Source organism: Nocardia sp. NPDC051990 (genome assembly GCF_040680755.1).
Lineage (GTDB): Bacteria > Actinomycetota > Actinomycetes > Mycobacteriales > Mycobacteriaceae > Nocardia.
Genome location: NZ_JBFAXH010000004.1, coordinates 17,068 through 40,547 on the forward strand (window position 1 = coordinate 17,068; position 23,480 = coordinate 40,547).

Consider the following 23,480-nt stretch of genomic DNA (forward strand, 5'->3'; position numbering starts at 1 on the left):
CGCCGCCGATCGATACCGACCCGGCACCCACTCATGGCATCGTGGAGGACAATCGCGTAACACCGTGGACGGCATCGGCCCGGCGACGGGGGCTGGCATGGCGCAGGAGGCACGATGAGCGACGATGAACTATCGGCTCATCGGCAACCACCTGTTGATCGGCCCGACGGACCCCCGGTCCGCCGGGCGCCTTCGGCACCATGGGAACGCCCGCTCGCGCAGCCACCGGCAGAACCGGAGGACGCGGAGATGACTCCCGAGGCACGTTTCGGTGATTCACCGCGCGTACCGCAGGTGAGCCGTCCCGGTCAGCCGCAGCGACCGATGCCGCCGCCCCGTCCGACACCGCGCGTCTCGCAGCCGCCCACCGGTCCGATGGCGCCGCCCTCCGGCGCATTGCCCAGGCAACCTGCGCCGCAGCGACCGGCACCGCGTCCCCAGCACTATCCAGACCCGCAGCAATATCCCGAACCCCGGCCGCATCCAGGTCAGCAATCGCATCCGGGCCAGCGCCAATACCCGGTGTCGCCGCAACAGCCCGGTCCGGCTCGGCCGCGGCCGATGCCGTCCGGCCAGCCGATACCGGGACCGCCGGGCGCACCGCCTCGGGTCCCGCCCCAGCGTTTCGCGCCGCCGCCGAACTATCAGGCGCCGCGACCGAGCTATCAGACGCCACCGCCACAGCCTCCGGTGACGCGGCATCCACCGATCGAACGACAGCGGCCGGTAGAGCATCAGCAACCCGTCGAACGGCGGCAACCGGTAGCACGACAGCACCATCCCGCTCCTCGGGAAGGGGCCAAGCCGCGTACCCAGGAATGGCCCGCCGCACCCGCATCGGGCGCGGTCGCCACCGAAACCAAACAGAACGCGGGTTCGCGCCTGCTGCGCGACTCCGGATCTATCGCGATCGCCACCCTGATCAGCCGCGTCACCGGCTTCGGCAAACAGCTGTTGCTGCTGACCGCGCTCGGCCCGGCCGTCGCCAGTGCCTACACCTCGGCCAACCTGATCCCCAATATGATCACCGAGCTCGTTCTCGGCGCGGTGTTGACCGCGATGGTGGTGCCGACATTGGTGCGCGCCGAACAGGAGGACGAGGACGGCGGCGTCGCATTCACCCGTAGGCTGGTCACCGCCGCCTTCGTAGTACTGGCCGCGGCCACACTCTTCGCGGCGGCGGCGACGCCGCTGCTGGCGACCCGGGTCTTCGTCTCCTCGGACGGCAAGGTCAATACCGAACTGACCACGGCGCTGACCTATCTATTGGTGCCCGCCATCCTGTTCTACGGCATGTCGGCGCTGTTCACGGCGATTCTCAATACCCGCCAGAACTTCAAACCCGGGGCCTGGGCGCCGGTACTGAACAACCTCGTCGTGCTGGTCGTGCTCGGTCTCTATGCCCTCACACCGGGCGAGATCACGCTGGATCCGGTTCGGATGAGCGATCCGAAACTGCTGGTCCTCGGCGGCGGCATCACCCTCGGTGTGGCCACCCAGGCGCTGACCCTGTTGCCCGCGATCAAGCGCAATCAGATCGATCTGCGGCCGCTGTGGGGTATCGACGCGCGACTCAAGCAGTTCGGCAAGATGGGCTCGGCCATCATCCTGTACGTGGTGATCAGCCAGATCGGTCTGATCGTCTCGAATCACATCGCCTCGACGGCGGATGAGGCGGGCCCGGCGATCTATACCAACGCCTGGCTGCTGCTCCAGCTGCCCTACGGCGTACTCGGCGTCACGCTGCTCACCGCGATCATGCCGCGGTTGAGCCGCAACGCGGCCGCCGATGACACACCCGCGGTCGTGGACGACCTGTCCGTCGCGACCCGCTTGACGATGATCGCCCTGGTTCCGGTGGTCACCTTCTTGACGCTGGCCGGTCCGCAGGTCGGCGAGGCGCTGTTCGGCTATGCGCGGTTCACCGGCGACGCCGCACGGCTCGGCACCGCGGTGAGCTGGTCCGCCTTCACGCTGATTCCGTACTCCCTTGTGCTCATCCATCTGCGCGTGTTCTACGCCAGGGAGCAAGCATGGACGCCGACCTGGATCATCCTCGCCATCACGACCATCAAGATCGTGTTCTCGGCACTGGCGCCGGTGCTGGCGAGCGACAGCGGTCAGGTCGTGATCATCCTCGGTGTCGCGACCGGACTCGGCTTCCTGGCCGGTGCCGTCATCGGCGGCTATCTGCTGCACCAGAGCCTCGGCGATCTACGCATGGTCAATGTCGGACGCACAGTGACCCGCGTTCTGCTCTCCTCGATCGCGGGTGGCGCGGTCATGCTGATCGTGGACAAGGTGCTCGGCATCGACCGGCTCTCCGGCGGCCCTGGCTCGCTGATCCGGGTGATCATCTCAGCCATCGTGATGTTCGCGGTCGCCTTCGGGCTGATGCGCCTGGCCGGCATTCCGGAGATCGTCGCGATCACCGTCGCCATCTCCCGGCGCCTCGGCTTCACCCCGCCCGCCCCCGATCTCGACCTCGAGGGCCCGGTCGAGGACGAGTACGCGACGCAGGTGTTCCGGCGGCCCGAACCGTATGTGGCATACCCTGGTTTCGACCCGTACATGGATGCCCAAACCATGGTGCTACCCGTGATCCGAGCTCATACCGTTGACAGCACCGGTATGGGTGAGTTCCCGTACCCTGTTCGGCAGAGAAGCACAGGTGGCGAGTTCGCCGAAACTTCGACATATCAGGGCGAAGGAGGAACGAGGGTGAGCGACGACGCGGCGCTGGGCGGCGTCCCAGCCGCCGAATCTGCTACGACCAAGGCAGGCGGGCTCTCCACAGATGTTCCGCCCGCCGGGGAGGCCTCCGATCCCGCGTACGCGAATCAGGGTGCCGATAGCGGTCCGCCGGAGCACGATTCGGCGGACGGATCCGGTGAGCAACCGCTGGAGGCCCCGCAGCGCGATCCGATGTACGACACCGGGATGATCCCGATCCCGCCGCAGCTACCGCCGATGGACGATGCGGGCCGAAGAACGCCGCGCGGCCCCAAGCTGCTTCCGGGCGCTTCGGTAGCGGGCGGCCGTTACCGGCTGCTCGCGAGTCACGGCGGATCCCGCGGACTCAGGTTCTGGCAGGCGCTCGATATCAAGCTCGACCGCGAGGTCGCACTCACCTTCGTCGATGCCGATCAGAAGGCCACCGACAACTCCGGTCACGACGGTCCGCAGGCCATCCTGTCGCGCACACTGCGCCTGGGCCGGATCAACTCGCCGGGCTTGGCCCGCGTGCTGGATGTGGTGCGTGGCAGCTCCGGCGGCATCGTGGTGGCCGAGTGGACGCCGGGCCGGTCGCTGCGTGAAATGGCCGAAACGGTGCCATCGCCCATCGGTGCCGCCCGCGCCGTCCGGGCGCTGGCCTCGGCCGCCGAGCTGGCGCACCGCGGCGGTGGCTCGCTATCCATCGACCATCCGGATCGGGTCCGGATCAGTGCCACCGGTGATGCGGTACTCGCATTCCCTGGCACGCTGTCCGATTCCGACGCGCAATCCGATGTGCGCGGCCTCGGCGCCATGCTCTACGCGCTGATCACTGCCCGCTGGCCGATCCGCGCTGGTGGCATGACCGGCAACGCCGCTACGGTCGGCGGGTTGCGGCTCGCCGATTTCGGTTCCGATGGCACCCCCGTCGAACCGCGGCAGATCCGGCCCGAGGTGCCGTTCGAGATTTCGGCGGTCGCGGTCCGTTCACTGGAATCGAATAAGGGTGTGCGCACCGCGGCGACCGTGCAGCATGTGCTCGAACAGGCCTCGGTGGTCGATCAGAAGACCGATTTCATCCCGGTGCTTCGCCTCGGTCAGCGTCCGCCGAGCAGCGTCGAGGAATCGCTCGCGGATCCGGAATTGCTTGCGGCGGAACGGGAACGCTCGCAGCGGATGATGTGGATCATGGTCGGGCTCGGCATCCTGGCCGCACTTGTGGTCGGCATCATCATCTGGTGGATGGTCAGTGTCTTCGCACCGAGCGCCTCGAACGCACCGCTCAATGAGCAGCGCAATATCGGTCTCACCACGAACAGCTCACCTGGGCCCGCACCCACCTCTGTCGGCACGGCGGATACGGCCGCGAGCGGGGTGCCGGTTCCGGTGACGAGCGTGTCGGTCTTCTCCCCGGAGGGCACTCCGGACAATGTCAGTGGTACCGGTGCGGTGCTCGATCACGATCCGGGCACCGTCTGGCGCACCGATCAGTACTTCCAGCAGTTCCCGGCGCTCAAGAAGGGCGTCGGGCTGCTGGCCACCCTGCCGAGTCCGGCCAAGCTGACGAGCGTCTCGATCGAATCGCCGAGTCCGGGCACCTCGGTCGAGATCCGCACTTCGCCGACGGCCGCACCGACCCTGGACCAGACCCAGCTGATCGGCTCGGCCCGATTAGAGAACGGCATCACCGAAATCCCGGTCCACGGCGATCAGGCGGCCCGCTATGTACTCGTCTGGATCACCGGACTCGGCAATTCCGGTGGGCAGTTCCAGACGTCGATCGCCGAAATCCGCTTCGACGCCGCGGCTTGACCGCTCTGGCGAGTATTCGGACCGAACACCAAGCGCAGCTGGGGCCGCATTCAGGTCCTAAGTGAAGTGCCCGTTGACTTTTGGGCTTGCTCGACGAGTTACCAATGTTCTTGCGAATGTTCTCGCATCGCGCCCGCCGGTGTCGATTCCCCGGGCATACCGCACCGATTCAGCCCTGACTGGTCTGGTTGCTGTCAAATCTTTACTGACGATATGATCTAGCCGCGCTCTCACAGCAGGGGGAGCCCCCCGGGTTCTGGTTTTTCGATCCTGGATGCTGCGAAATTCGATGGTGGTCGCTCATGTCCGTCGTCGCCGTGAGAGCTGTCCAAGGGGTTGGTTTTGCCGTCCGAACTGAACGAGGATTCCCACCGGGGGAAGTCACGGCCTGTTGCGTTCGACGAGCGTTCTTTCGTGCCCGACGAGCTCACCGATGTCGAATTGCTGCAGGCCCATGTCCGCGGTCAGCGGCATGCCTTCGCCGAGTTGCTGCGCCGCCATAACGACCACCTCTGGCAGACCGCCCTGCGCACCTCCTATACCCGCGAGGACGCGGCCGATTCACTGCAGGACGCCCTGCTCTCGGCACACCGGACCGCGGCCACCTTCCGTGCCGAGGCCGAGGTGCGCAGCTGGCTGCACGCCATTGTGGTGAACGCCTGCCTGGACCGGATCCGGCGCAACAAGACCCGCCGCGCGGTACCGCTGTCGCCGGAGACCATGCCGGAGCCGAAGGACACCAGGGACGATATCGCCGAACTGGAAATGTCCCTCGTCATCGACCGCGCGCTGTTCACGCTGCCGGAGGAGCAGCGGGCGGCGCTCGTCGCGGTGGAACTCGAGGGGCGTAGTGTCGCGGAGACAGCCGCGCTGCTCAACGTTCCGGAGGGCACCATCAAGAGCCGATGTGCGCGGGGTCGGCTGCGGCTTCAAGAACGTTTGGAATTTCTGCGTGATCCGGGGAACCGGAAGTAGCTGTGATGCGTCATTAATAGTGACGGACAACCAGACGATATACAGCAGTGCCCGTGATGTGCGGTGGGCATCTACTCGAGAACCCGGAGGTGCGATGGCGACGCAATCCGTTCCGCAGCCTCCGTTCTCGCCCGAACTGCTCGCCGATCTGCACGCCGACAATCTGGCGCCGGAGCTGAGTGAACAGTTATGGCCGGTGGTTCGCAATGATCCGGATGCCCTGCGGTTCCTGAACTCGCTCGATGACGTCAGCGCCGAACTACGCGCGCTCGGCCGGGACGAGCGTGTCATCCACGCCATGCCCGCCGATATCGCGGCACGGCTGGCGGAGTTCGTCGAAGGTCTGGATGCGGCGTGGGAGCCCAGCGAGCGGGTCGCACCCCTCCATCGACTGCCCTCGGTCACCGCACGGCCGGAATCAACGGCCACGGTGTGGCCCGAATCCGCCGATGACGCAACGGATTCCGAACCGGTGAACCCCACACCCGGCACCGCTTCCATCCCGCTGCCGCAACGCCGTACCCGCGCACTCCGCTGGCTCGCCGCCGCGGCTGCCGTGGTCGCGGTCGCGGCCAGTGTCGCGGTCGTTGTGGACGCACTGCGCGGGCACGAGGTGTCCCCCAGCGCCCAACCGAGCACCGGCAATGTCCAACTCGGTGACGAACTCGACACCACCGTCGCACTGAGTGCCCTGGGTCGCAATGACGTCACCGGCGCACTCGGCGCGCCAACGGCCCTGAACCGCTGCGTCCACGCCAACGGCCTGGACCGCACCGTCCTCGGCTCGACCAACACCACCTTCCAAGGCAAGGACGCCGTGTTGATCCTGCTCACCGGGCCGCGCCCACACAAGATCACCGCACTGGTCGTCGGAATCGGTTGCGGCGGCGACGATCCGCAGCGGTTGGCACTCACCGATATCGGTTGACGAGTGGGCGGCTCCTCCGCCTCCTCGAACCTGCGCCGGCACCGTGGGGTGCGCCGAAGCTATGTTGCCGACCGGCGGTTCAGCCGTGGACAGTGCTGGACGTACCCCGTTACCCCCGTACATCCGAAATCAGCGTGTGGATGGCTGACAGCCGATCGTAGGAAGCGGGCGCGAGCGCGGGAACATCTGCGTTTACCCTGTTGTTGACCGACACGTCTAATGAATCTCCCTCGGAAGGGTCACATGAGCAACGCAGTTCGCGACTTGATCATCGTCGGCTCCGGACCCGCCGGCTACACCGCCGCCGTCTACGCAGCCCGCGCCGAACTCCAGCCCCTGCTGTTCGAGGGCACCCAGTTCGGCGGTGCACTGATGACCACCACCGAGGTCGAAAACTTCCCCGGTTTCCGGGCCGGCATCATGGGCCCGGATCTGATGGAGGAGATGCGCGAACAGGCCAAGCGGTTCGGCGCCGATATCCGGACCGAGGATGTGGACGCCATCGACCTGACCGGCCCGATCAAGACGGTTACCGTCGGTGACGAGACGTACCAGGCCTACGCCGTAATCCTCGCCATGGGCTCGGCAGCGCGCTATCTGAACGTCCCGGGTGAGCAGAAACTGCTCGGCCGCGGTGTCAGCGCCTGCGCCACCTGTGACGGCTTCTTCTTCAAGGGCCAGGACATCGTCGTGGTCGGCGGCGGCGACTCCGCGATGGAGGAGGCGACCTTCCTCACCAAGTTCGCCAACACAGTGACCATCGTGCATCGGCGCGAGGAATTCCGCGCCTCGCGCATCATGCTGGAGCGCGCCAAGGCCAACGAGAAGATCAAGTTCGTCCTCAATGCCGAGGTCGCCGCGGTCAACGGCGATACCGGCGTGACCAGCCTGACCCTGCGCGATACCCGCACCGGCGAGACCTCCGAGCTGGCCGCGACCGGCCTGTTCGTGGCGATCGGTCACGACCCGCGCAGCGAGCTGGTCAAGGATCAGGTGGCGCTGGACGACGAGGGCTATGTGCAGGTGCTGCACCCCTCGACCGCCACCAAGGTGCCCGGTGTCTTCGCCGCGGGCGATCTGGTCGACCACACCTACCGCCAGGCCATCACCGCCGCGGGCACCGGCTGCCGGGCCGCAATCGACGCCGAGCGCTGGCTGGCCGAACAGGGTGACATCACCTCGAACACCCTGGATCACGCCGGCAACTCGATTGCCGTGCCCGCCAACTGATCTCATCATTTTTGCACTACCCGCGGCGTGAGCGACGGGCCCGGAGGCAGTAGCTTGCGTGACCACGGAGGGCCCCGGGAGCGCCGAAGTTCAACAAAGGAGATACCCATGTCCGAAAACACGGTCACCGTGACCGACGCGTCCTTCGCCGACGATGTGCTGCTCAGTGCGAAGCCCGTACTCGTCGACTTCTGGGCCGACTGGTGCGGCCCGTGCAAGATGGTCGCCCCGGTACTGGAGGAGATCGCGGGCACGCACGCGGATAAGCTGACCGTGGCCAAGGTGGATGTGGATGCCAATCCGGGCGTCGCCCGCGATTATCAGATCCTCTCGCTGCCAACTATGATGCTGTTCTCCGGTGGCAAGCCGGTCAAGCAGATCGTCGGCGCAAAGGGCAAAGCCGCCCTGCTGCGTGAACTCGACGGCATTATCTGACGTATTCGTCAAAGGAACGCCGTCATTCGACGACGCGCCGTAGGATGCCTGGACGCCGGGAATTGCTGAATTCCGGTCCGGGTCTGAGACAATCGACCGACCTCCGGTCGTGCGACGGTGTGAGCCTTCGCATGAGTGGGTACCCGGGTGGACGGAAGGAAAGGGCTCTCACGCATGCACCGACTTCGTCACGGCGATACCGGTCCAGCCGTCGCCGAGGTTCGGAGCACCCTGGCAAGTCTCGGGTTTCTGCATACGCACTCCGCCGCAGCAGATCACGCTGATGCGCGAGAGTACTGGATGGACACCGACGCTTCCTTCGATCGCCAGCTCGACTCGGCGGTTCGCGCCTTCCAACAGCACCGCGGACTGCTAGTCGACGGGGTCGTCGGACCGGCTACCTACCGTGCGCTCAAGGAAGCCTCCTATCGCCTCGGTGCCCGCACGTTGATCTACCAGCTCTCCGCGCCGCTCTACGGCGACGATGTGGCAACGCTGCAGCGCAGGCTGCAGGACCTCGGTTTCTACGTGCACCGCGTCGACGGTTACTTCGGCCCGCACACCCATGAGGCGCTCACCGCATTTCAGCGGGAGATCGGCTTGGCGGCGGACGGCATCTGCGGTCCGGATACGCTGCGCTCGCTGGAGCTGCTCGGGGCGCGCGTCACCGGAGGCAATCCGCATCGCATCGCCGAGGAAGAGGTCGTGCACCGGGCCGGGCCGCAGCTCACCGGCAAGCGGATCGTCATCGATCCCGGCCTCGGCGGCCCGGATAAGGGCTTCGCGGTGCCGACCGAGTACGGCGATGTCTACGAGTCGGAGATCCTCTGGGACCTGGCCAGCAGGCTGGAGGGCCGAATGGCCGCCACCGGCATGGAAACCTTCCTGTCGCGGCCGTGGGGCGCCAATCCGACCGATGCCGAGCGCGCCGATACCTCCAATGCCTTCGACGCCGATCTGATGATCTCGCTGCGGTGTGCGACCAATCCGAGCCCGTCCGCGAACGGTGTCGCGGGCTTCCACTTCGGCAACTCGCACGGGTCGGTATCGATGATCGGCCAAGTGCTCGCCGGCTTCATCCAGCGTGAGGTGGTTGCGCGAACTTCGTTGCAGGACTGCCGAACCCACTCGCGCACCTGGGATCTATTGCGGCTCACCAAGATGCCGACCGTCCAGGTCGATATCGGTTATCTCACAAACGAATACGATGCATCGGTTCTCACCAACCCACGGATGCGCGATGTAATCGCCGAGGCGATCCTCATCTCGGTGAAGCGGCTGTATCTGCTCGGCCAAGACGATCAGCCAACGGGCACATACACTTTCGCTGAACTATTGGCCGAGGAAATGGCTGCTGCCGACCGGATGTAGCGAACTTCCTTCTGAATCAATAGATTACGAACAACCAATACTTCCGATACGAATGCGCTCCTGCCGACGAAACTGTCAGCAGGAGCGCACCGTTATCTGTGCTTGGTCTCAGGGAGCTCCGACGCGGAAGGGAACGGTCAGCGAGGCCGCGGCCAGTAGCTGATCGAGCGCGCGCTCCACATCTTCCTTCCAGCCGTGATCGGAGTTCAGTTCCAAACGCAGCCGGGGAAAACGATGATGCGGCGCCACCACTTCGAAGCCCACGTCCTCCAGGAAGTCGGCCTCGATCATGCAGGTCTCCGGCGAACATTCGGTCGCCTTACCGGCCGAGGCCACATCCCGGATCGGTGAGCCGATCCGCTCCATCAACCGCATCGAGCCGAGCGAACGGTCCGACATCGCGGTCGCCGGGGGATCGGTGCGAATCCCGAAGGCCTCCAATGCGCGGACGCCGCGACGCACCAGATCGGCCACCACAGCCGTAATGAGGCGATGGGCTATGTCGGCATCCTGGTAGGGGAATTCGGCCCGCAGCGTGGTCAGCAAGACCGCGTCCGGGCTGACCGGCGATGTGGGGAAGAGGCCGGCACGCGGTACGGTGCTCGGTGGCGAGTACAGCGCACACCCCGCGACATTGCCGTCCACGTTCGCGACCTGACCGCACGAACCCCACTCCAGCATGACCGTGGAGAGCCAGGCCTCCTTCTCGAAGACTGGATCACTGAACTCACGGGAGGTCGCGGCCACGGCCGGATCGATCTCCCAGAACACGCAACGCCGCGCATGCGCGGGTAGCTTATCGAGTCCGCCCAGGGTTAGTGCTGTGACGCTGGTCGACACCGCTCTGCTCAGCCTCCAGCTATCCGATTCATCCACGCTCACGCTGCATTCACTCGCCAGCAAGAATAAGCGATCAAAGCGAACCCGCCTCATTCCACGTCGCTGTGCTGTTGCTAAGAAGCCGCGCCGTAGGCCGTTTCCGCGCCGTCACAGTGACGTTTCGACGCCGGACCGGTTGCCTACTGGAAACACACGGCTATTTTGCCACTTCTTTCACTTGCCGAGCTGCTGCTGCTCCATCATGCCTACGATGCGTTCGAGGTCTTCGACCGAACCGAATTCGACAACGATCTTGCCCTTCCGCTTGCCGAGGCTCACGGTGACGCGCGTGTCGAATGATTCCGACAACCGCTCGGCCACATCCTGCAAACCCGGCATATGAATCGGCTTGCGCCGGGGTGCGGGGGGAGCGGCCGTATCCGGATCCCGGTTTGCCAGGGTGACGGCTTCCTCGGTGGCCCGGACCGACAATCCCTCGGCGATGATGCGGGCGGCGAGTACCTCTTGAGCGTCGGCGCCTGCCTCGAGGCCGAGCAGCGCGCGAGCGTGTCCGGCGGAAAGTACGCCGGCCGCGACCCGGCGCTGCACCGGGATCGGCAGTTTCAACAGGCGAATCATATTCGTCACCACCGGTCGGGATCGACCGATTCGCGTGGCCAATTCCTCATGGGTGACATCGAATTCCTCGAGCAGCTGCTGATAGGCCGCCGCCTCTTCGAGCGGGTTCAGCTGCACCCGGTGGATGTTCTCCAGCAGGGCATCCCGCAGCATCGCGCCATCCGCGGTCTCGCGGACAATGGCCGGAATGGCCGCGAGTCCGGCCTCCTGGCAAGCGCGCCAACGACGCTCGCCCATCACAATCTGATACTTGTCCACCCCCGGCTCCAGCCGACGCACCACGATGGGCTGCATGAGGCCGAATTCCTTGATGGAGTGCACCAACTCGGTGAGCGCGTCTTCTTCGAAAACATGTCGCGGCTGCTTAGGATTCGGCTCGATCTGCTCCGGCGGAATTTCCCGATAGGTCGCACCACCATCCGACAGCTGCTCATCGTTGGGGTCAGGGACCCGGTGCAGGAAGGCGGAAGCCGGCTGCGGTCCGATCGGATCGATGCCGATGACGACATTGGCTGCGGCACTGCCGAGTCCCGGTGTGGCACCGAGCCCTGGTGTGGCCGCCGGCCCCGTCGGAATCAACGCGGCAAGTCCGCGGCCTAGCCCGCCCTTCTTCGCCTGAGTCATCGGTTACCGACCCTTTCCTCGTTCGTCACTGCGCGCGCTCTGCCGCACCCGGCCGAACAACCGGCCGCGCAGCCATCTCGCGACCGGCGTCCAGATAACTCATCGCACCCCGGGAGCCTGGATCATAATCGAGCACCGTCATGCCATAGCCCGGCGCTTCGGAGACCTTCACACTGCGGGGGATGACCGACTTCAACACCACATCACCGAAGTGCCCACGTACCTCCTCGGCGACCTGGTCGGCCAACTTGGTTCGACCGTCGTACATCGTGAGAATCACCGTCGACACATGTAGTTCGGGATTCAGATGCGCTTGCACCAGACCGATATTGCGGAGCAACTGCCCGACACCCTCCAGCGCGTAGTACTCGCACTGGATCGGGATCAGCACCTCCTTGGCCGCGACGAGCGCATTGACGGTGAGCAGACCGAGCGACGGCGGGCAGTCGATCATGACGTAATCGATGTCGTACCCAGCGATATTGGCCTCCTGGATGGCGGCCTTGAGCCGCCCCTCCCTGGCCACCATGGAAACCAATTCGATCTCGGCGCCGGCCAGATCGATGGTCGCCGGAATGCACAGCAGGCGCTCGCTATGCGGACTCCGCTGAATCGCATCCCGCACCGACACCTCGCCGATGAGGAGTTCATAACTCGACGGGACACCCGAGTGATGTTCGACGCCCAGGGCGGTGCTGGCATTGCCCTGAGGATCGAGGTCGATCACGAGAACCGTCATCCCGGTATGCGCCAGGGCGGCCGCGAGATTCACGGCGGTTGTCGTCTTACCGACGCCCCCCTTTTGATTGGCGATGGTGATGATCCGTTGCTCGCGCGGTTTCGGCACTGTCACCTTTCCTGGATGCAATATCTGGCTTGCACGTTGGGCTTCGGCCGCTATCGGGGTCTCGCTCGGGGAGATGTGCCCGAACGGTGTGCTTCCAAATGCCTCCGCATCGAAGGTGCTGGAGTCCAGCATCCCCGGCACGCGCGACGCTGTTTCCCGTGAAACATTCGCCGGACCGCTCGACATAGACAGCTCCTAACGCGAGAACCTCAGATCACAAGCGCCCGACCGAATTCGACGCCGTGTCATCACTAGCCGTGTCGGATCGAACTTGATGCTCAATCGGAACCGCGGCGCCCGATCGACCGAGCGAAGCTCTTGCCGCTGCGGCACCCACATCCCTCCGTGGCACCAACGCTCACGCCCGACGCCCACTAGCTTGCCAGTACTCAGCGCGATAAGAAAGCTGAATCGCGGCATCACGCAAAGGACACGCAAATCAGCACCGAATCGCGTTGCCACGAACAAGATTGACGGACTCGATTCGCTGTTTCACATGAAACATGAAGTCCCGGACCGACACCGAAGTTCTGTTTCACATGAAACATCGAATATGGCCCGAGGGAGCGAGCGGCCCACGTCGGGCGCTCTCGCATCCAATGAGCCTGGCGGAATGGAGATCATCGTGTTCCCCATCCACGGGCATCGGATTCGAAACGTCACGTGAAGTTTCGCGTTTGCAGCCCGCCGAGATGCAGGCGCTCAGAAGCGTCGTTTCACATGAAACATTGTCGCGAATCGGCCACTGCTACTTTGACTTCCGCGTCGACCTGCCGGCCCGACGCGACGGACGTTCGGCGCGCGGCAACCGCTCCGCGCTAATCACCAGGGTCGGGGTGGAGACGAGTCCGGCACCGCATTCCAGCACGGCCGCATTCCCCGCGCCCGCCTTCGTCAATTCCTCGCCATCGCGCTCGAGTTCCTCGGCCGCGCTGATTCCCTTCAGCGCGAGCATCCGTCCATGATCACGCAACAAGGGGACGGACCATTGCGCCAACTTCGCCAGCGGGGCGACCGCGCGAGAGGTCACCACATCCGCGCCGCCGGCTTCCTTCAGCACGCCCGACTGCTCCGCCCGACCGCGGACCACGGTCACATCGAGTCCGGCCGCCTCGATGAATTCGCTCAGAAAGATGGTGCGGCGCAACAGCGGCTCCACCAAGGTGATCCGAAGATCGGGACGCGCGATCGCCAGTGGAATTCCAGGCAGTCCGGCACCGCTGCCGATATCGACAACAGTGGTGCCCTCCGCCATCAACTCACCGACCACCGCACAGTTGAGAATGTGCCGATCCCATAGCCGCGGCACCTCACGGGGACCGATCAGTCCGCGCTCGACGCCGGCGGCGGCGAGGGCGGCACAGTACCGACGCGCGAGATCCAGCCGGTCTCCGAATACCACCGTGGCCGCGGCCGGGGGCTCCAGCTCATTCGGCAACGCGGTGATGCCGCCGAGATCTCGTTCCACGTGAAACATCCTTTCGAACTCGAGTCGATCAGTGTGGCGATGGGGCCAGGAGCAGGGGAGCGCATCCGAGACATGAAAAGGGCCTCCAGTCCGAAGACCGGAGGCCCTAATCCAATCACAGTGCGCGATTCAGGCAGGCACCACGACAACGTGCCGATTCGGCTCGACGCCCTCGCTCTCGCTGCTGACACCATCGACGGCGGCGACCGCGTCGTGCACGATCTTCCGCTCGAACGGAGTCATCGGCGCTAACGGCTCCGGCTTACCGGATTCCAGCACTCGCTGCGCGGCGGCGGTGCCGAGCGCACTCAACTCGGAGCGACGCTTGGCGCGCCAGCCCGCCACGTCGAGCATGAGCCGACTGCGCACTCCGGTGGCCTGCTGCACGGCGAGGCGGGTCAGCTCCTGCAGCGCGTCGAGCACCTCGCCATCGCGGCCGACCAGCTTGGAGAGATCACGGCCGCCATCAATGCTCACGACGGCGCGGTCGCCCTCGACATCGAGATCGATATCGCCGTCGAAGTCGAGCACATCGAGCAACTGCTCGAGGTAGTCGCCCGCGATTTCGCCCTCTTCGATGAGAGCTTCCTCGGCATCGTTCGCAGCGTCGGTGGAGTCGGCCCCCGCATCGGCTTCGCGACCGTCCGCATCGTTCACCATCGTCGTCGTCGCCACAGTGGCGTCCCCTCCGTCGGTTTCAACAGTCATTTGATTTCCTCTTCATCTGCTCATCGCGCGCGACCGGCGACCAGCGCCAATCGGAGAACGCGAACAGGGTTGCTCAGAGATCCCGCAGGCGCGCTGAGGTGTCAGCGCCGTCGCTTCTGGTTGGGGCGCCCACGGTTGCCCGGTCGCTTCTGCCCGCCGGAGCGCCGCTGTCCCGCCTTGGTCGGCGACTTCGCGGTGCCATTGGTCGACGGTGCCGCGTCGACCGCATCTACGGCATCGGCATTCGCATCGACCGGTGTCGCGTCGGAGGGTGACTGCTTCTTCTTGACATTGACCGGTTTCGCACCAGGCTTGGGCGCGTTCTGTGCGCGCTGCTCCAGCTTCTGCTGCTTCTTGATTTCCTCTTCCTTCGCCATACGGCCGAAGACGAGGTGCTGCTGTCCGTAAGTCCAGATGTTATTGGAGACCCAGTAGAGCAGGATCGCGATCGGCAGGAACGGACCACCAACGAGCACGCCGAGCGGGAACACCCACAGGGCGAGTTTGTTCATCATGGCCGACTGCGGGTTGGCCGCGGCTTCCGGACTCTGCCGGGCCACCGAGGCGCGGGCGTTGAAGTGCGTCGCCAGACCGGCGATCACCATGAGCGGGATGGAGACCAGTGCGATGCTCAGCTTGGTCGGCACGCCGCCGTAGTCGGCGAAGGCCTGCAGCTGACTCGGCGGGCTGGTGATGTAGGCCGAGATGGGGGCGCCGAGGATACGCGCGCTCAGGAAGGACTGGACGTCGACGGCGCTGAAGACGTAGTTCGGCGTATGCGCATTGTCGTAGACCGACATGCCGAGCTGGCCGATACCGGTGCCGGTGCGGTTGAACGAACGCAGCACATGGAACAGACCGAGGAAGACCGGCACCTGCGCCAGGATCGGCAGGCAGCCCATCAACGGGTTGAAGCCGTGATCCTTCTGCAGCTTCTGCATCTCGGTCGCCATCTTCTGGCGATCGTTCTTGTACTTCTTCTGCAGCTCCTTGATCTGGGGCTGCAGCTCCTGCATCTGCTTGGTGGTGCGCACCTGCTTGACGAACGGCTTGTAAAGCACCAAGCGCAGCGTGAACACCAGGAACACCACGGCCAGTGCCCAGGTGAGTCCGTTGTCCGCGCCGAACGCGAACCCGAAGACCCGATGCCAGAACCAGAGGATCCAGGACACCGGATAATAAATGAAGTCGAGCACGGCTCTATGCACTCCCGTCGTTCGTATCGCCGATCACCGCGCGCGGTGATCCTTTACAAGCGTGTGGCGCCGATGGCTGCTGGTCGGCGGCTGTCTCGTTCCGTTCGCGTGTTTTCCGCTCCGGAACGGGATCCCACCCACCAGGGTGCCAGGGTGCGCATTTCGCCAATCGCACGACCGTCAATCCGAGGCCGACGAACAGGCCGCGGGTGCGTAACGCGGTCACCGCGTACTCGCTACAGGTCGGGGTGAAACGACACACCGGCAGGCGCATGGGGGAGACATACGTCCGGTAGAGCTCGATCAGGAAGATCACCGTGTTCGCAGGTAACCGAGCAATGGTGGAGCGCGCACTCATCCCGCACCGGCCACGGTAGCCGATGGGCGGATGATATCGAGCTTGCGCAGCGCGCCACGCAGCTGGCGGAGCAACTCTGTCGAGTCGGTGGTCGCGGCGCCGGGCAATGCGCGGATGACGATATCGGCATCGGCGGGCAGCTCGGCGATCACCTGACCGCACATATGACGCAGGCGGCGGGCGACGCGGTGTCGAATCACCGCGTTGCCCACCGCCTTGCTGACTATCAATCCGAACCGCGGACCGCCCACGCGGACCAACGATCCGGCCTCTGCCGCATCGCTTCTTCGTCCACTCTCGCCCACAATTCCGTCATACCCGTGCATGAGCACGTGTACGACCAGATCTCGCCTCCCGATTCGCTGGCCGCGGCGCACCGTCCGGGAGAAGTCGGCACGATGATGCAACCGATACGGCTCAGGCAACACCGGAGCGTCCGAGAGCGAGGATCAGGCAGTGAGGGACTTGCGGCCCTTGCTGCGACGCGCGGACACGATGGCGCGACCAGCGCGAGTGCGCATACGGAGACGGAAGCCGTGGACACGCGCCCGACGACGGTTGTTCGGCTGGAACGTCCGCTTGCCCTTGGCCACGGTCGACACTCCTCCAGTAGGTGGGCCCCGTTCGGCGCCCAAAGCTTGTCAGTGATACGTCTTTGCGCGATGAATCACGAGGTGGTCATCATCGATGCGCGTCGGTCCTGGCGCACGAGGTCGATACGACCTGACACGGTCAGCACAGGACCGCCACCGCACCAAGGGGTGACTGTACGAGGGTACTGATCGGCAAAGTGCGGGTCAAACTCGGCCCATCCGTATCGTAGACTGCTCGAAACCGCCGCACCGGAGTCATCGCATCCTGGGTATAACCGTGAGTTCGTCCACACCCCGAGCCGGCGGCCGCCGCACCGGCCAAGGTGCATAGCCAGGGGATTGCTGCAGAACCGCAGGTCCAGGCCGTATAGCCGCAGAGCGCAACCTCGTTTCACATTTCCCCAGGGTTCTCCACATCTGTGGATAATTGTGTGGAAAGACCCCTGAAGTGGCATATTCGTAGGGCCGACGGTGCCACGCCGCCGCCCGGATGGGGGACCTGGGCTGCGTCCGAACCGGTTACGGACGTACGCGGAATCACAAACATCGACTCAGCCATGGCCGATACTTCGCAGAATCCGACCGTCTGCTCCTATCGCCTACTTCCGGGGAGGAAACTGCATGGACGACGAGCAGAACGTGTTGGCCACCGTGTGGCCGGAGGTGGTTACTGAACTCACCACCGGCTCGGCCGATGGTGCCATCCCGCCGGTGTCCCGGGCCCAGCAGGCCTGGCTCAAACTGGTCAAGCCACTGACCGTGGCGCAGGGGTTCGCCTTGCTCTCGGTGCCTTCGTCGTTGGCCCAGGAGGCCATCGAACGCGATCTGCGCGAACCCATTCTGCGTTCGCTTGGCCGTCGTCTCGGTCCGCAGGTCGAGGGCCTCGGCGTCCGGATCGCGGCGCCGGCGAACCAGCCGACCGAACGTCTCGGCAATAATCCGCGCCACGCGCGTATGACAAGTCGGCCCGAGCGTGGCCGCGACAGCGGGCGCGGTCCGGCCGGCTACCCCGCGCCCGACTATCCCGGACGCAACGACTACGCCCCGCCGCGTTATGCCCAGCCCAGTGATTACCCGGCGGCGCCCGACTACCCGGCGGGATCGGATTACTCGGCGACACCCGACTACGAGCCCGCGCCCGAATACGCGAGCGCACCGGAGTACCTGCCGGTGCCCGGATACGAAGTGGCGGGGGGATACCCGACCGACGAGTACCCGCCCCGTGGGGACTATCCGAGCCAGACCAATGGCGAACGGCAGGAGCCGTCGCCCGCGCCCCGGCGCGAATCCGGACTCCCGCCGCGCCGCGATTCCATACCGCCCGGACAGGAGTCACTGTTCAATCCGGAGCCGGCACCGGAACCGGTACGGGCGCAGGGCCGGGCGCCGCTGCGGGAGGCGGCATCCGCGCGAGAATCCCGCCCGAGCAGCGATCCCGCCATCGCGGCCGCGCACGAATCGGTCCGCGAGCCGATCTCGGACAACTCGCACGATGACGAACCGGTCGTCAATGTCCGCAATTCGTGGCCTACCTACTTCACCAAGTCGCAGGAGAATCCGGCGCCGTCGAATTCCTCGGCGAGCCTGAATTCGAAGTACACCTTCGAGACCTTCGTCATCGGCGCGTCCAATCGCTTCGCGCACGCCGCGGCGGTCGCGATCGCGGAGGCACCCGCACGTGCCTACAACCCGCTGTTCGTCTGGGGTGCCTCGGGTTTGGGCAAGACCCATCTGCTGCACGCGGCCGGACACTATGCCCAGCGACTGTTCCCCGGTATGCGGGTGAAGTACGTATCGACCGAGGAATTCACCAACGACTTCATCAACAGTCTGCGCGACGACCGGAAGGTGGCATTCAAGCGCCGCTACCGCGAGACCGACATTCTGCTGGTCGACGACATCCAGTTCATCGAGGGTAAGGAAGGTATCCAGGAGGAGTTCTTCCACACCTTCAACACCTTGCACAACGCCAATAAGCAGATCGTGGTGTCCTCCGACCGGCCGCCCAAGCAGTTGGCCACGCTGGAGGAGCGGCTGCGGACCCGGTTCGAATGGGGCTTGATCACCGATGTGCAGCCGCCGGAGTTGGAGACGCGCATCGCGATTCTCCGCAAGAAGGCCCGGATGGACCGGCTCGACGTACCGCACGATGTGCTGGAGCTGATCGCCAGTCGGGTCGAGCGCAATATCCGCGAGTTGGAGGGTGCGCTGATCAGGGTGACGGCCTTCGCCTCACTGAACGGCCAGGCGCTGGACCTGCCATTGGCCGAGGTCGTACTGCGCGATCTCATGCCGGATACCGCGACGCTGGAGATCAATGCGGCGACGATCATGGCCGTCACCGCCGAATACTTCAACACCACGCTCGAGGAGCTGACCGGCCCGGGTAAGGCCCGGCCGCTGGCCCAGGCCCGTCAGATCGCCATGTATCTCTGCAGGGAACTAACGGATCTATCGCTGCCCAAGATCGGCCAGGCCTTCGGTCGCGACCACACCACGGTCATGTACGCGGAGAAGAAGGTGCGCAAAGAGATGACCGAGCGGCGCCGCGTCTACGACCAAGTACAAGAACTAACAGCCCGGATTAAACAGCGTTCGCGCTGACCAGCACTAACACCTCGGCACCGCCCCTGACCTGGGGCGGTGCTTTTTTGTGCCCTGTGGACTCCTCGAGGAATTCCTGTGGAGTCCTCGAGGAAACTCCGAGTTGTGCACCGGTTCGTCCACAGGCTGTGCGCATGATCGTGGATCCGTCGCTAACAGGGGTGGAATCAACAGAGTCCACAGCCATCGCAACACACAGGCCCTGACCAGCACCGGGCTCGGTCAGCGGCTTGTGGAATCCTCGAGGAGTCCCTGTGGAGTCCTCGAGGATTCCTCGAGCTGTCCACGATTCGGTGCACAGGTGTGAACAACCTGGTGAATCTGGTGGAACAACTCGAGGAGTGCTCGAGGATGAATGAGGAACAAATCCGCGACATCCACAACCCCTCTCCGTTCATCCTCGAGTCACCCAGTAGTCATCCCCACCGCACCACACCCCCGGACCTGCGGATTCGGCCGCAGTCCACAGATTCCACAGTGCCTACTACTACTTCAGTTCTTCTTCTTGAAGATCTCTCTTCAAAACAGGATGTGTGGAAAGTCGATCGGTGAGCATCGGCATCCGAACCACTCGCCGAGACAAGCAAGGAGAAGAGCGCAAAGACATCCGCGTGACCCACCCGCACCTGCTGTCCTTGCTCGATATTTCGGAGCGCGGTTCATGGGCGCTACACAGAACAACCGGAGGGTCGGGCTAGGTTCAGCTGGTCCGGACGAGTACGGTTCAATGTCGGTCGCCTATGCCAGACTGCAAGGCGGCAGGTACAGCACCCCCTTTTTCGAGAATCAACGCTGACGAGCCGACAGAGATCACGGAACCGGGAGAGGACAGATCGGGCGATGGAGCTGGCGAGTATGAAGTTTCGGGTCGCCCGAGAGGATTTCGCCGAGTCCGTTGCATGGGTGGCACGCAGCCTCCCGTCGCGGCCTCCGGTGCCCGTACTCGGCGGCGTACTACTCGTGGCGGGCGAGAACGGACTCACCGTTTCCGGCTTCGACTACGAGGTCTCCGCGCAGATGCGCGTCGCGGCCGAGGTCGCCGGCCCCGGCGAGGTGCTCGTCTCCGGCCGACTCCTCGCCGATATCACCAAGGCGCTGTCCAATAAGCCCGTCGATGTCGCCGTCGACGGCACCCGCGTGCTGATCACCTGTGGTAGCGCGAAATTCTCCTTGCCGACCATGCCGGTCGAGGACTATCCCCAGCTGCCCGAGGTGCCCCAGCAGACCGGGCAGCTGAGCGTCGATGTCTTCGCCGAGGCGGTCGGACAGGTCGCGGTCGCCGCGGGCCGTGACGACACCCTGCCGATGCTCACCGGTATCCGGGTCGAGATCGAGGGGCCGCAGGTCGTACTCGCGGCCACCGACCGATTCCGCTTGGCGGTCCGGCACATCGAATGGCAGCCCGCCCGCACCGATATCGAGACCTCGGTGCTCATTCCGGCCCGGACGCTGTCGGAGGCCGCGAAGACGCTCGGCCCATCGGATGCTCCCGTACAACTTTCGCTCGGCACCGGAAGTGGCGCGGACGGTCTGCTCGGCATCGTGAATGGGGGCCGTCGGACCACCACCCGACTGCTCGACGCGGAATTCCCCAAGTTCCGGCAATTGCTCCCCAAGGAGCACACCTCGATCGCCACCCTCCCGGTCGCCACGCTGACCGACGCCATCAAGCGCGTCGCGCTGGTCGCCGAGCGCGGTGCCCAGGTACGGCTGGAATTCACCGGCGAGGGGCTGCTGCTCTCGGCCGGCGGCGATGACGCGGGCCGTGCCGAGGAGTGGCTGGAGGCCGAGTTCCGCGGTGAGGCACTGACCATCGCGTTCAATCCGGGCTACCTCATCGACGGACTATCCGCGCTGCACGCCGATCGGGTCACCTTCGGCTTCACCACGCCGAGCCGGCCCGCGGTGCTGCTGCCTGCGAGCGACGAGGAACCCAAGGTGACGGAGTCGGGTGCGTTCGCCGCACTGGAGAGCCCGTACATCTACCTGTTGATGCCGGTTCGGTTGCCGGGCTGAGCATCGGCGCCGATGCGTTTTATCCACAGTCCGTCCACAGACAGTGGATGGACCACAAGATGTTGTGGTCTGCGCCCGATTCGTCGCCAACAGCGGCGAAAAACGGCAATGACGACGGCCGGAGCGGAGTAGACGGGTGTTCATCCGGACGCTGTCACTGCGCGACTTCCGCTCCTGGGAGCACGCCGAGCTCGAATTATCCCCAGGCCGAACGGTTTTCCTCGGGTCCAATGGGAATGGCAAAACGAACCTGCTCGAGGCGGTTGGCTACCTCGCCACTCTGGGCTCACACCGAGTCGCCGCGGACGCACCGCTGATCCGTATCGGCACCGAACGCGCCAGGATCGGCGCGACCGTCGTGAACGCGGGCCGGGAACTGCGCATCGATATCGAATTGAACCAGGGCGCCGCGAATCGCGCGCAGATCAACCGATCTCCGGTGCGCAGGCCGCGAGAAATCCTCGGCATTCTGCAGACGGTGCTGTTCGCACCGGAGGATCTCGCCTTGGTCCGCGGCGATCCGGGGGAACGGCGCCGCTTCCTGGACGAGTTGGGCACAGCCCGATTGCCGCGGCTGGCCGCCGTGCGCGCCGACTACGACCGGGTGTTGCGGCAGCGCTCGGCCCTGTTGAAATCCGCTGGGCGCCAGGCCCGCTCGAAGGCGGAACTCAGCACCCTGGACGTATGGGACGGACATTTGGCGACCCACGCCTCGGTGCTGCTCGCCCAGCGGCTGCGCTTGGTGCACGATCTATATCCCTATCTCGCACACGCGTACTCGTCGATCGCGCCCGAATCACGTCCGGCGACAATCGGCTACCGCAGCGCGAGCCTGCCGCCGGAGTTCCTGGATCCCGGGCGCGCACCGCAGCCCGATGACGTCGAGGCGCTCGAGGCGATCATGGTGCGCGAGTTGGCGGCGGCGCGGCCGAAGGAATTGGAACGCGGGGTCTGCCTGGTCGGTCCGCACCGCGACGAACTGGATCTGATGCTCGGCACCGCCCCGGCGAAAGGCTTTGCCAGCCACGGTGAGTCGTGGTCGTTCGCGCTGGCGCTGCGGCTGGCGGCCTTCGAATTGCTGCGCGCCACCGGCGCCGAACCGGTGCTGCTGCTCGATGACGTATTCGCCGAACTCGATCGTCGCCGACGCACCGCACTCGCCGAGGTCGCGGCCGGCGCCGAACAGGTGCTCATTACCGCCGCGGTCGCCGAGGATGTACCCGCGGAACTTTCCGCGGTTCCGCTGCGGGTGGAAACGAACGGCGGTGCGGACGGTCGGATCTCCCGGATCGTCGACCGGGAATCCGACGCCGCTACCGGTTGATCGGACCCGTCGGGTCCTGGCCCACGTCGTAAGATCAGCCGCGATTGCACAGTGACGCGTCGGCAACCGACGCGCGAACGGCTGCGGGGAGAGGCGGACCTGGTGAACGACCCAACAGCGTCGAATGCTTCCGCATCCGAGCCGGAACCGGAACTGCGCGGTATCGATCTGGCACGGCGCGCGCTCGAGGAGGCGCGGGCGGCTGCCAAGGCCAGCGGTAAATCGGTGGGGCAGGGCCGGGCATCGCCGCGTCGGCTGCGCACCGGAGCCCGCCGCCGCACCGGCTGGTCGGGCGCGCGGCCCGATGACCGCGACCCGCAACTGCTTTCGACTCTGGCCGGCGCCATTGCGAAGAACCGGGGCTGGTCGGCCAAGGTCGCCGAGGGCATGGTGTTCGGCCGCTGGGCCGGTGTGGTCGGCGAGGACATCGCCTCGCATGCGATTCCGGTGACATTGAAGGACGGCGTGCTGAGCATCACCGCCGAATCCACGGCGTGGGCCACTCAACTGCGCATGCTGCAGGGCCAGATCCTGGCGAAGATCAATGCGGCGGTGGGACAGGGCGTCGTCACATCCTTGAAGATCGCCGGTCCGGCGGCACCGAGCTGGCGCAAAGGGGAGCGGCATATCAGAGGCCGAGGTCCGCGGGATACCTACGGATAAGCGGCGGTCGGCGACGCATCGATCAGTTTCACGTGGAACGCCGCGGGCCGCGAGCCATGGAGTCCGCTCCGTAGACTGAAATATGCAGTGGGCCGCGGCGCGCGTGGCCACGATTGCGACTCCGCCTCACAGGTAACTCTCAGGCCAAATCTGAT

Annotated in this window: 19 protein-coding genes; 10 read left to right on the forward strand and 9 right to left on the reverse strand. The window is 65.2% G+C overall.

What is annotated here, in order from left to right:
• The first annotated feature begins 114 nt into the window (after positions 1-114).
• The 6 genes from AB0L63_RS09175 (at position 115) to AB0L63_RS09200 (ending at position 9,466) form a co-directional block, all read left to right on the forward strand.
• Entirely contained in the window at positions 115-4,527 is a 4,413-nt protein-coding gene (locus AB0L63_RS09175) for a lipid II flippase MurJ (RefSeq protein ID WP_364496974.1), read from the forward strand.
• Between the two features lie 414 nt (positions 4,528-4,941).
• On the forward strand, positions 4,942-5,502 hold the full coding sequence (sigM, locus tag AB0L63_RS09180) for an RNA polymerase sigma factor SigM (RefSeq protein WP_364496976.1): 561 nt from the start codon (positions 4,942-4,944) through the stop codon (positions 5,500-5,502).
• Positions 5,503-5,596: 94 nt separating this feature from the next.
• Positions 5,597-6,430 carry a hypothetical protein gene (locus AB0L63_RS09185; RefSeq protein WP_364496978.1) on the forward strand — a complete coding sequence of 278 codons (834 nt, stop codon included), beginning with the start codon at positions 5,597-5,599 and terminating at the stop codon, positions 6,428-6,430.
• A gap of 243 nt (positions 6,431-6,673) precedes the next feature.
• Positions 6,674-7,660 carry a thioredoxin-disulfide reductase gene (gene trxB, locus AB0L63_RS09190; RefSeq protein ID WP_364496981.1) on the forward strand — a complete coding sequence of 329 codons (987 nt, stop codon included), beginning with the start codon at positions 6,674-6,676 and terminating at the stop codon, positions 7,658-7,660.
• Between the two features lie 108 nt (positions 7,661-7,768).
• Positions 7,769-8,095 (forward strand): thioredoxin, encoded by a 327-nt coding sequence (trxA, locus tag AB0L63_RS09195; RefSeq protein WP_364496984.1) that lies wholly within the window; start codon positions 7,769-7,771, stop codon positions 8,093-8,095.
• Positions 8,096-8,269: 174 nt separating this feature from the next.
• Positions 8,270-9,466, forward strand: a complete 1,197-nt coding sequence (locus AB0L63_RS09200) for an N-acetylmuramoyl-L-alanine amidase (protein ID WP_364496987.1) — start codon at positions 8,270-8,272, stop codon at positions 9,464-9,466.
• Between the two features lie 108 nt (positions 9,467-9,574).
• Here AB0L63_RS09200 and AB0L63_RS09205 read toward each other — a convergent pair whose 3' ends face one another.
• The 9 genes from AB0L63_RS09205 to rpmH form a co-directional block, all read right to left on the reverse strand.
• On the reverse strand, positions 9,575-10,306 hold the full coding sequence (locus AB0L63_RS09205; RefSeq protein ID WP_364496990.1) for a GNAT family N-acetyltransferase: 732 nt from the start codon (positions 10,304-10,306) through the stop codon (positions 9,575-9,577).
• 213 nt (positions 10,307-10,519) lie between these two features.
• A complete protein-coding gene (locus tag AB0L63_RS09210) occupies positions 10,520-11,548 on the reverse strand; it encodes a ParB/RepB/Spo0J family partition protein (RefSeq protein WP_364496993.1) in 1,029 nt (342 codons plus the stop codon).
• A 25-nt stretch (positions 11,549-11,573) separates the two neighbouring features.
• On the reverse strand, positions 11,574-12,581 hold the full coding sequence (locus tag AB0L63_RS09215) for a ParA family protein (RefSeq protein ID WP_364496996.1): 1,008 nt from the start codon (positions 12,579-12,581) through the stop codon (positions 11,574-11,576).
• Positions 12,582-13,143: 562 nt separating this feature from the next.
• Complete coding sequence (gene rsmG, locus AB0L63_RS09220; RefSeq protein ID WP_364496999.1) at positions 13,144-13,872, reverse strand: 16S rRNA (guanine(527)-N(7))-methyltransferase RsmG; 729 nt, start codon at positions 13,870-13,872, stop codon at positions 13,144-13,146.
• A 120-nt stretch (positions 13,873-13,992) separates the two neighbouring features.
• Positions 13,993-14,523 carry a protein jag gene (locus AB0L63_RS09225; protein WP_364498127.1) on the reverse strand — a complete coding sequence of 177 codons (531 nt, stop codon included), beginning with the start codon at positions 14,521-14,523 and terminating at the stop codon, positions 13,993-13,995.
• 149 nt (positions 14,524-14,672) lie between these two features.
• On the reverse strand, positions 14,673-15,767 hold the full coding sequence (yidC, locus tag AB0L63_RS09230) for a membrane protein insertase YidC (RefSeq protein ID WP_364497002.1): 1,095 nt from the start codon (positions 15,765-15,767) through the stop codon (positions 14,673-14,675).
• A 4-nt stretch (positions 15,768-15,771) separates the two neighbouring features.
• Positions 15,772-16,125, reverse strand: coding sequence for a membrane protein insertion efficiency factor YidD (gene yidD / locus AB0L63_RS09235; RefSeq protein WP_364497004.1), 354 nt, complete (start codon positions 16,123-16,125; stop codon positions 15,772-15,774).
• Positions 16,122-16,553: a ribonuclease P protein component gene (rnpA, locus tag AB0L63_RS09240; RefSeq protein WP_364497007.1), complete on the reverse strand. Its 432-nt coding sequence runs from the start codon at positions 16,551-16,553 to the stop codon at positions 16,122-16,124. The genes yidD and rnpA overlap by 4 nt, the downstream gene beginning before the upstream one ends.
• Positions 16,554-16,574: 21 nt before the next feature.
• Positions 16,575-16,718 carry a 50S ribosomal protein L34 gene (gene rpmH / locus AB0L63_RS09245; protein WP_084483849.1) on the reverse strand — a complete coding sequence of 48 codons (144 nt, stop codon included), beginning with the start codon at positions 16,716-16,718 and terminating at the stop codon, positions 16,575-16,577.
• A gap of 621 nt (positions 16,719-17,339) precedes the next feature.
• Here rpmH and dnaA point away from each other — a divergent pair.
• From dnaA to AB0L63_RS09265, 4 genes are all read left to right on the forward strand, one after another.
• Positions 17,340-19,322, forward strand: coding sequence for a chromosomal replication initiator protein DnaA (dnaA, locus tag AB0L63_RS09250; protein ID WP_364497011.1), 1,983 nt, complete (start codon positions 17,340-17,342; stop codon positions 19,320-19,322).
• 840 nt (positions 19,323-20,162) lie between these two features.
• Positions 20,163-21,338: a DNA polymerase III subunit beta gene (dnaN, locus tag AB0L63_RS09255; protein WP_364497014.1), complete on the forward strand. Its 1,176-nt coding sequence runs from the start codon at positions 20,163-20,165 to the stop codon at positions 21,336-21,338.
• Between the two features lie 136 nt (positions 21,339-21,474).
• Positions 21,475-22,662: a DNA replication/repair protein RecF gene (gene recF, locus AB0L63_RS09260; protein ID WP_364497017.1), complete on the forward strand. Its 1,188-nt coding sequence runs from the start codon at positions 21,475-21,477 to the stop codon at positions 22,660-22,662.
• 102 nt (positions 22,663-22,764) lie between these two features.
• Positions 22,765-23,325 carry a DUF721 family protein gene (locus AB0L63_RS09265; protein WP_364497020.1) on the forward strand — a complete coding sequence of 187 codons (561 nt, stop codon included), beginning with the start codon at positions 22,765-22,767 and terminating at the stop codon, positions 23,323-23,325.
• Positions 23,326-23,480 lie beyond the last annotated feature (155 nt).

Coding starts and splice junctions, on each gene's coding strand:
- AB0L63_RS09175 (WP_364496974.1), top strand. CDS start 115: ATGAGCGACGATGAACTATCGGCTCATCGGCAACCACCTGTTGATCGG.
- AB0L63_RS09185 (WP_364496978.1), top strand. CDS start 5,597: ATGGCGACGCAATCCGTTCCGCAGCCTCCGTTCTCGCCCGAACTGCTC.
- trxB (WP_364496981.1), top strand. CDS start 6,674: ATGAGCAACGCAGTTCGCGACTTGATCATCGTCGGCTCCGGACCCGCC.
- trxA (WP_364496984.1), top strand. CDS start 7,769: ATGTCCGAAAACACGGTCACCGTGACCGACGCGTCCTTCGCCGACGAT.
- AB0L63_RS09200 (WP_364496987.1), top strand. CDS start 8,270: ATGCACCGACTTCGTCACGGCGATACCGGTCCAGCCGTCGCCGAGGTT.
- AB0L63_RS09210 (WP_364496993.1), bottom strand. CDS start 11,548: ATGACTCAGGCGAAGAAGGGCGGGCTAGGCCGCGGACTTGCCGCGTTG.
- AB0L63_RS09215 (WP_364496996.1), bottom strand. CDS start 12,581: ATGTCGAGCGGTCCGGCGAATGTTTCACGGGAAACAGCGTCGCGCGTG.
- rsmG (WP_364496999.1), bottom strand. CDS start 13,872: ATGTTTCACGTGGAACGAGATCTCGGCGGCATCACCGCGTTGCCGAAT.
- AB0L63_RS09225 (WP_364498127.1), bottom strand. CDS start 14,523: ATGGTGAACGATGCGGACGGTCGCGAAGCCGATGCGGGGGCCGACTCC.
- yidD (WP_364497004.1), bottom strand. CDS start 16,125: ATGAGTGCGCGCTCCACCATTGCTCGGTTACCTGCGAACACGGTGATC.
- dnaA (WP_364497011.1), top strand. CDS start 17,340: ATGGACGACGAGCAGAACGTGTTGGCCACCGTGTGGCCGGAGGTGGTT.
- dnaN (WP_364497014.1), top strand. CDS start 20,163: ATGGAGCTGGCGAGTATGAAGTTTCGGGTCGCCCGAGAGGATTTCGCC.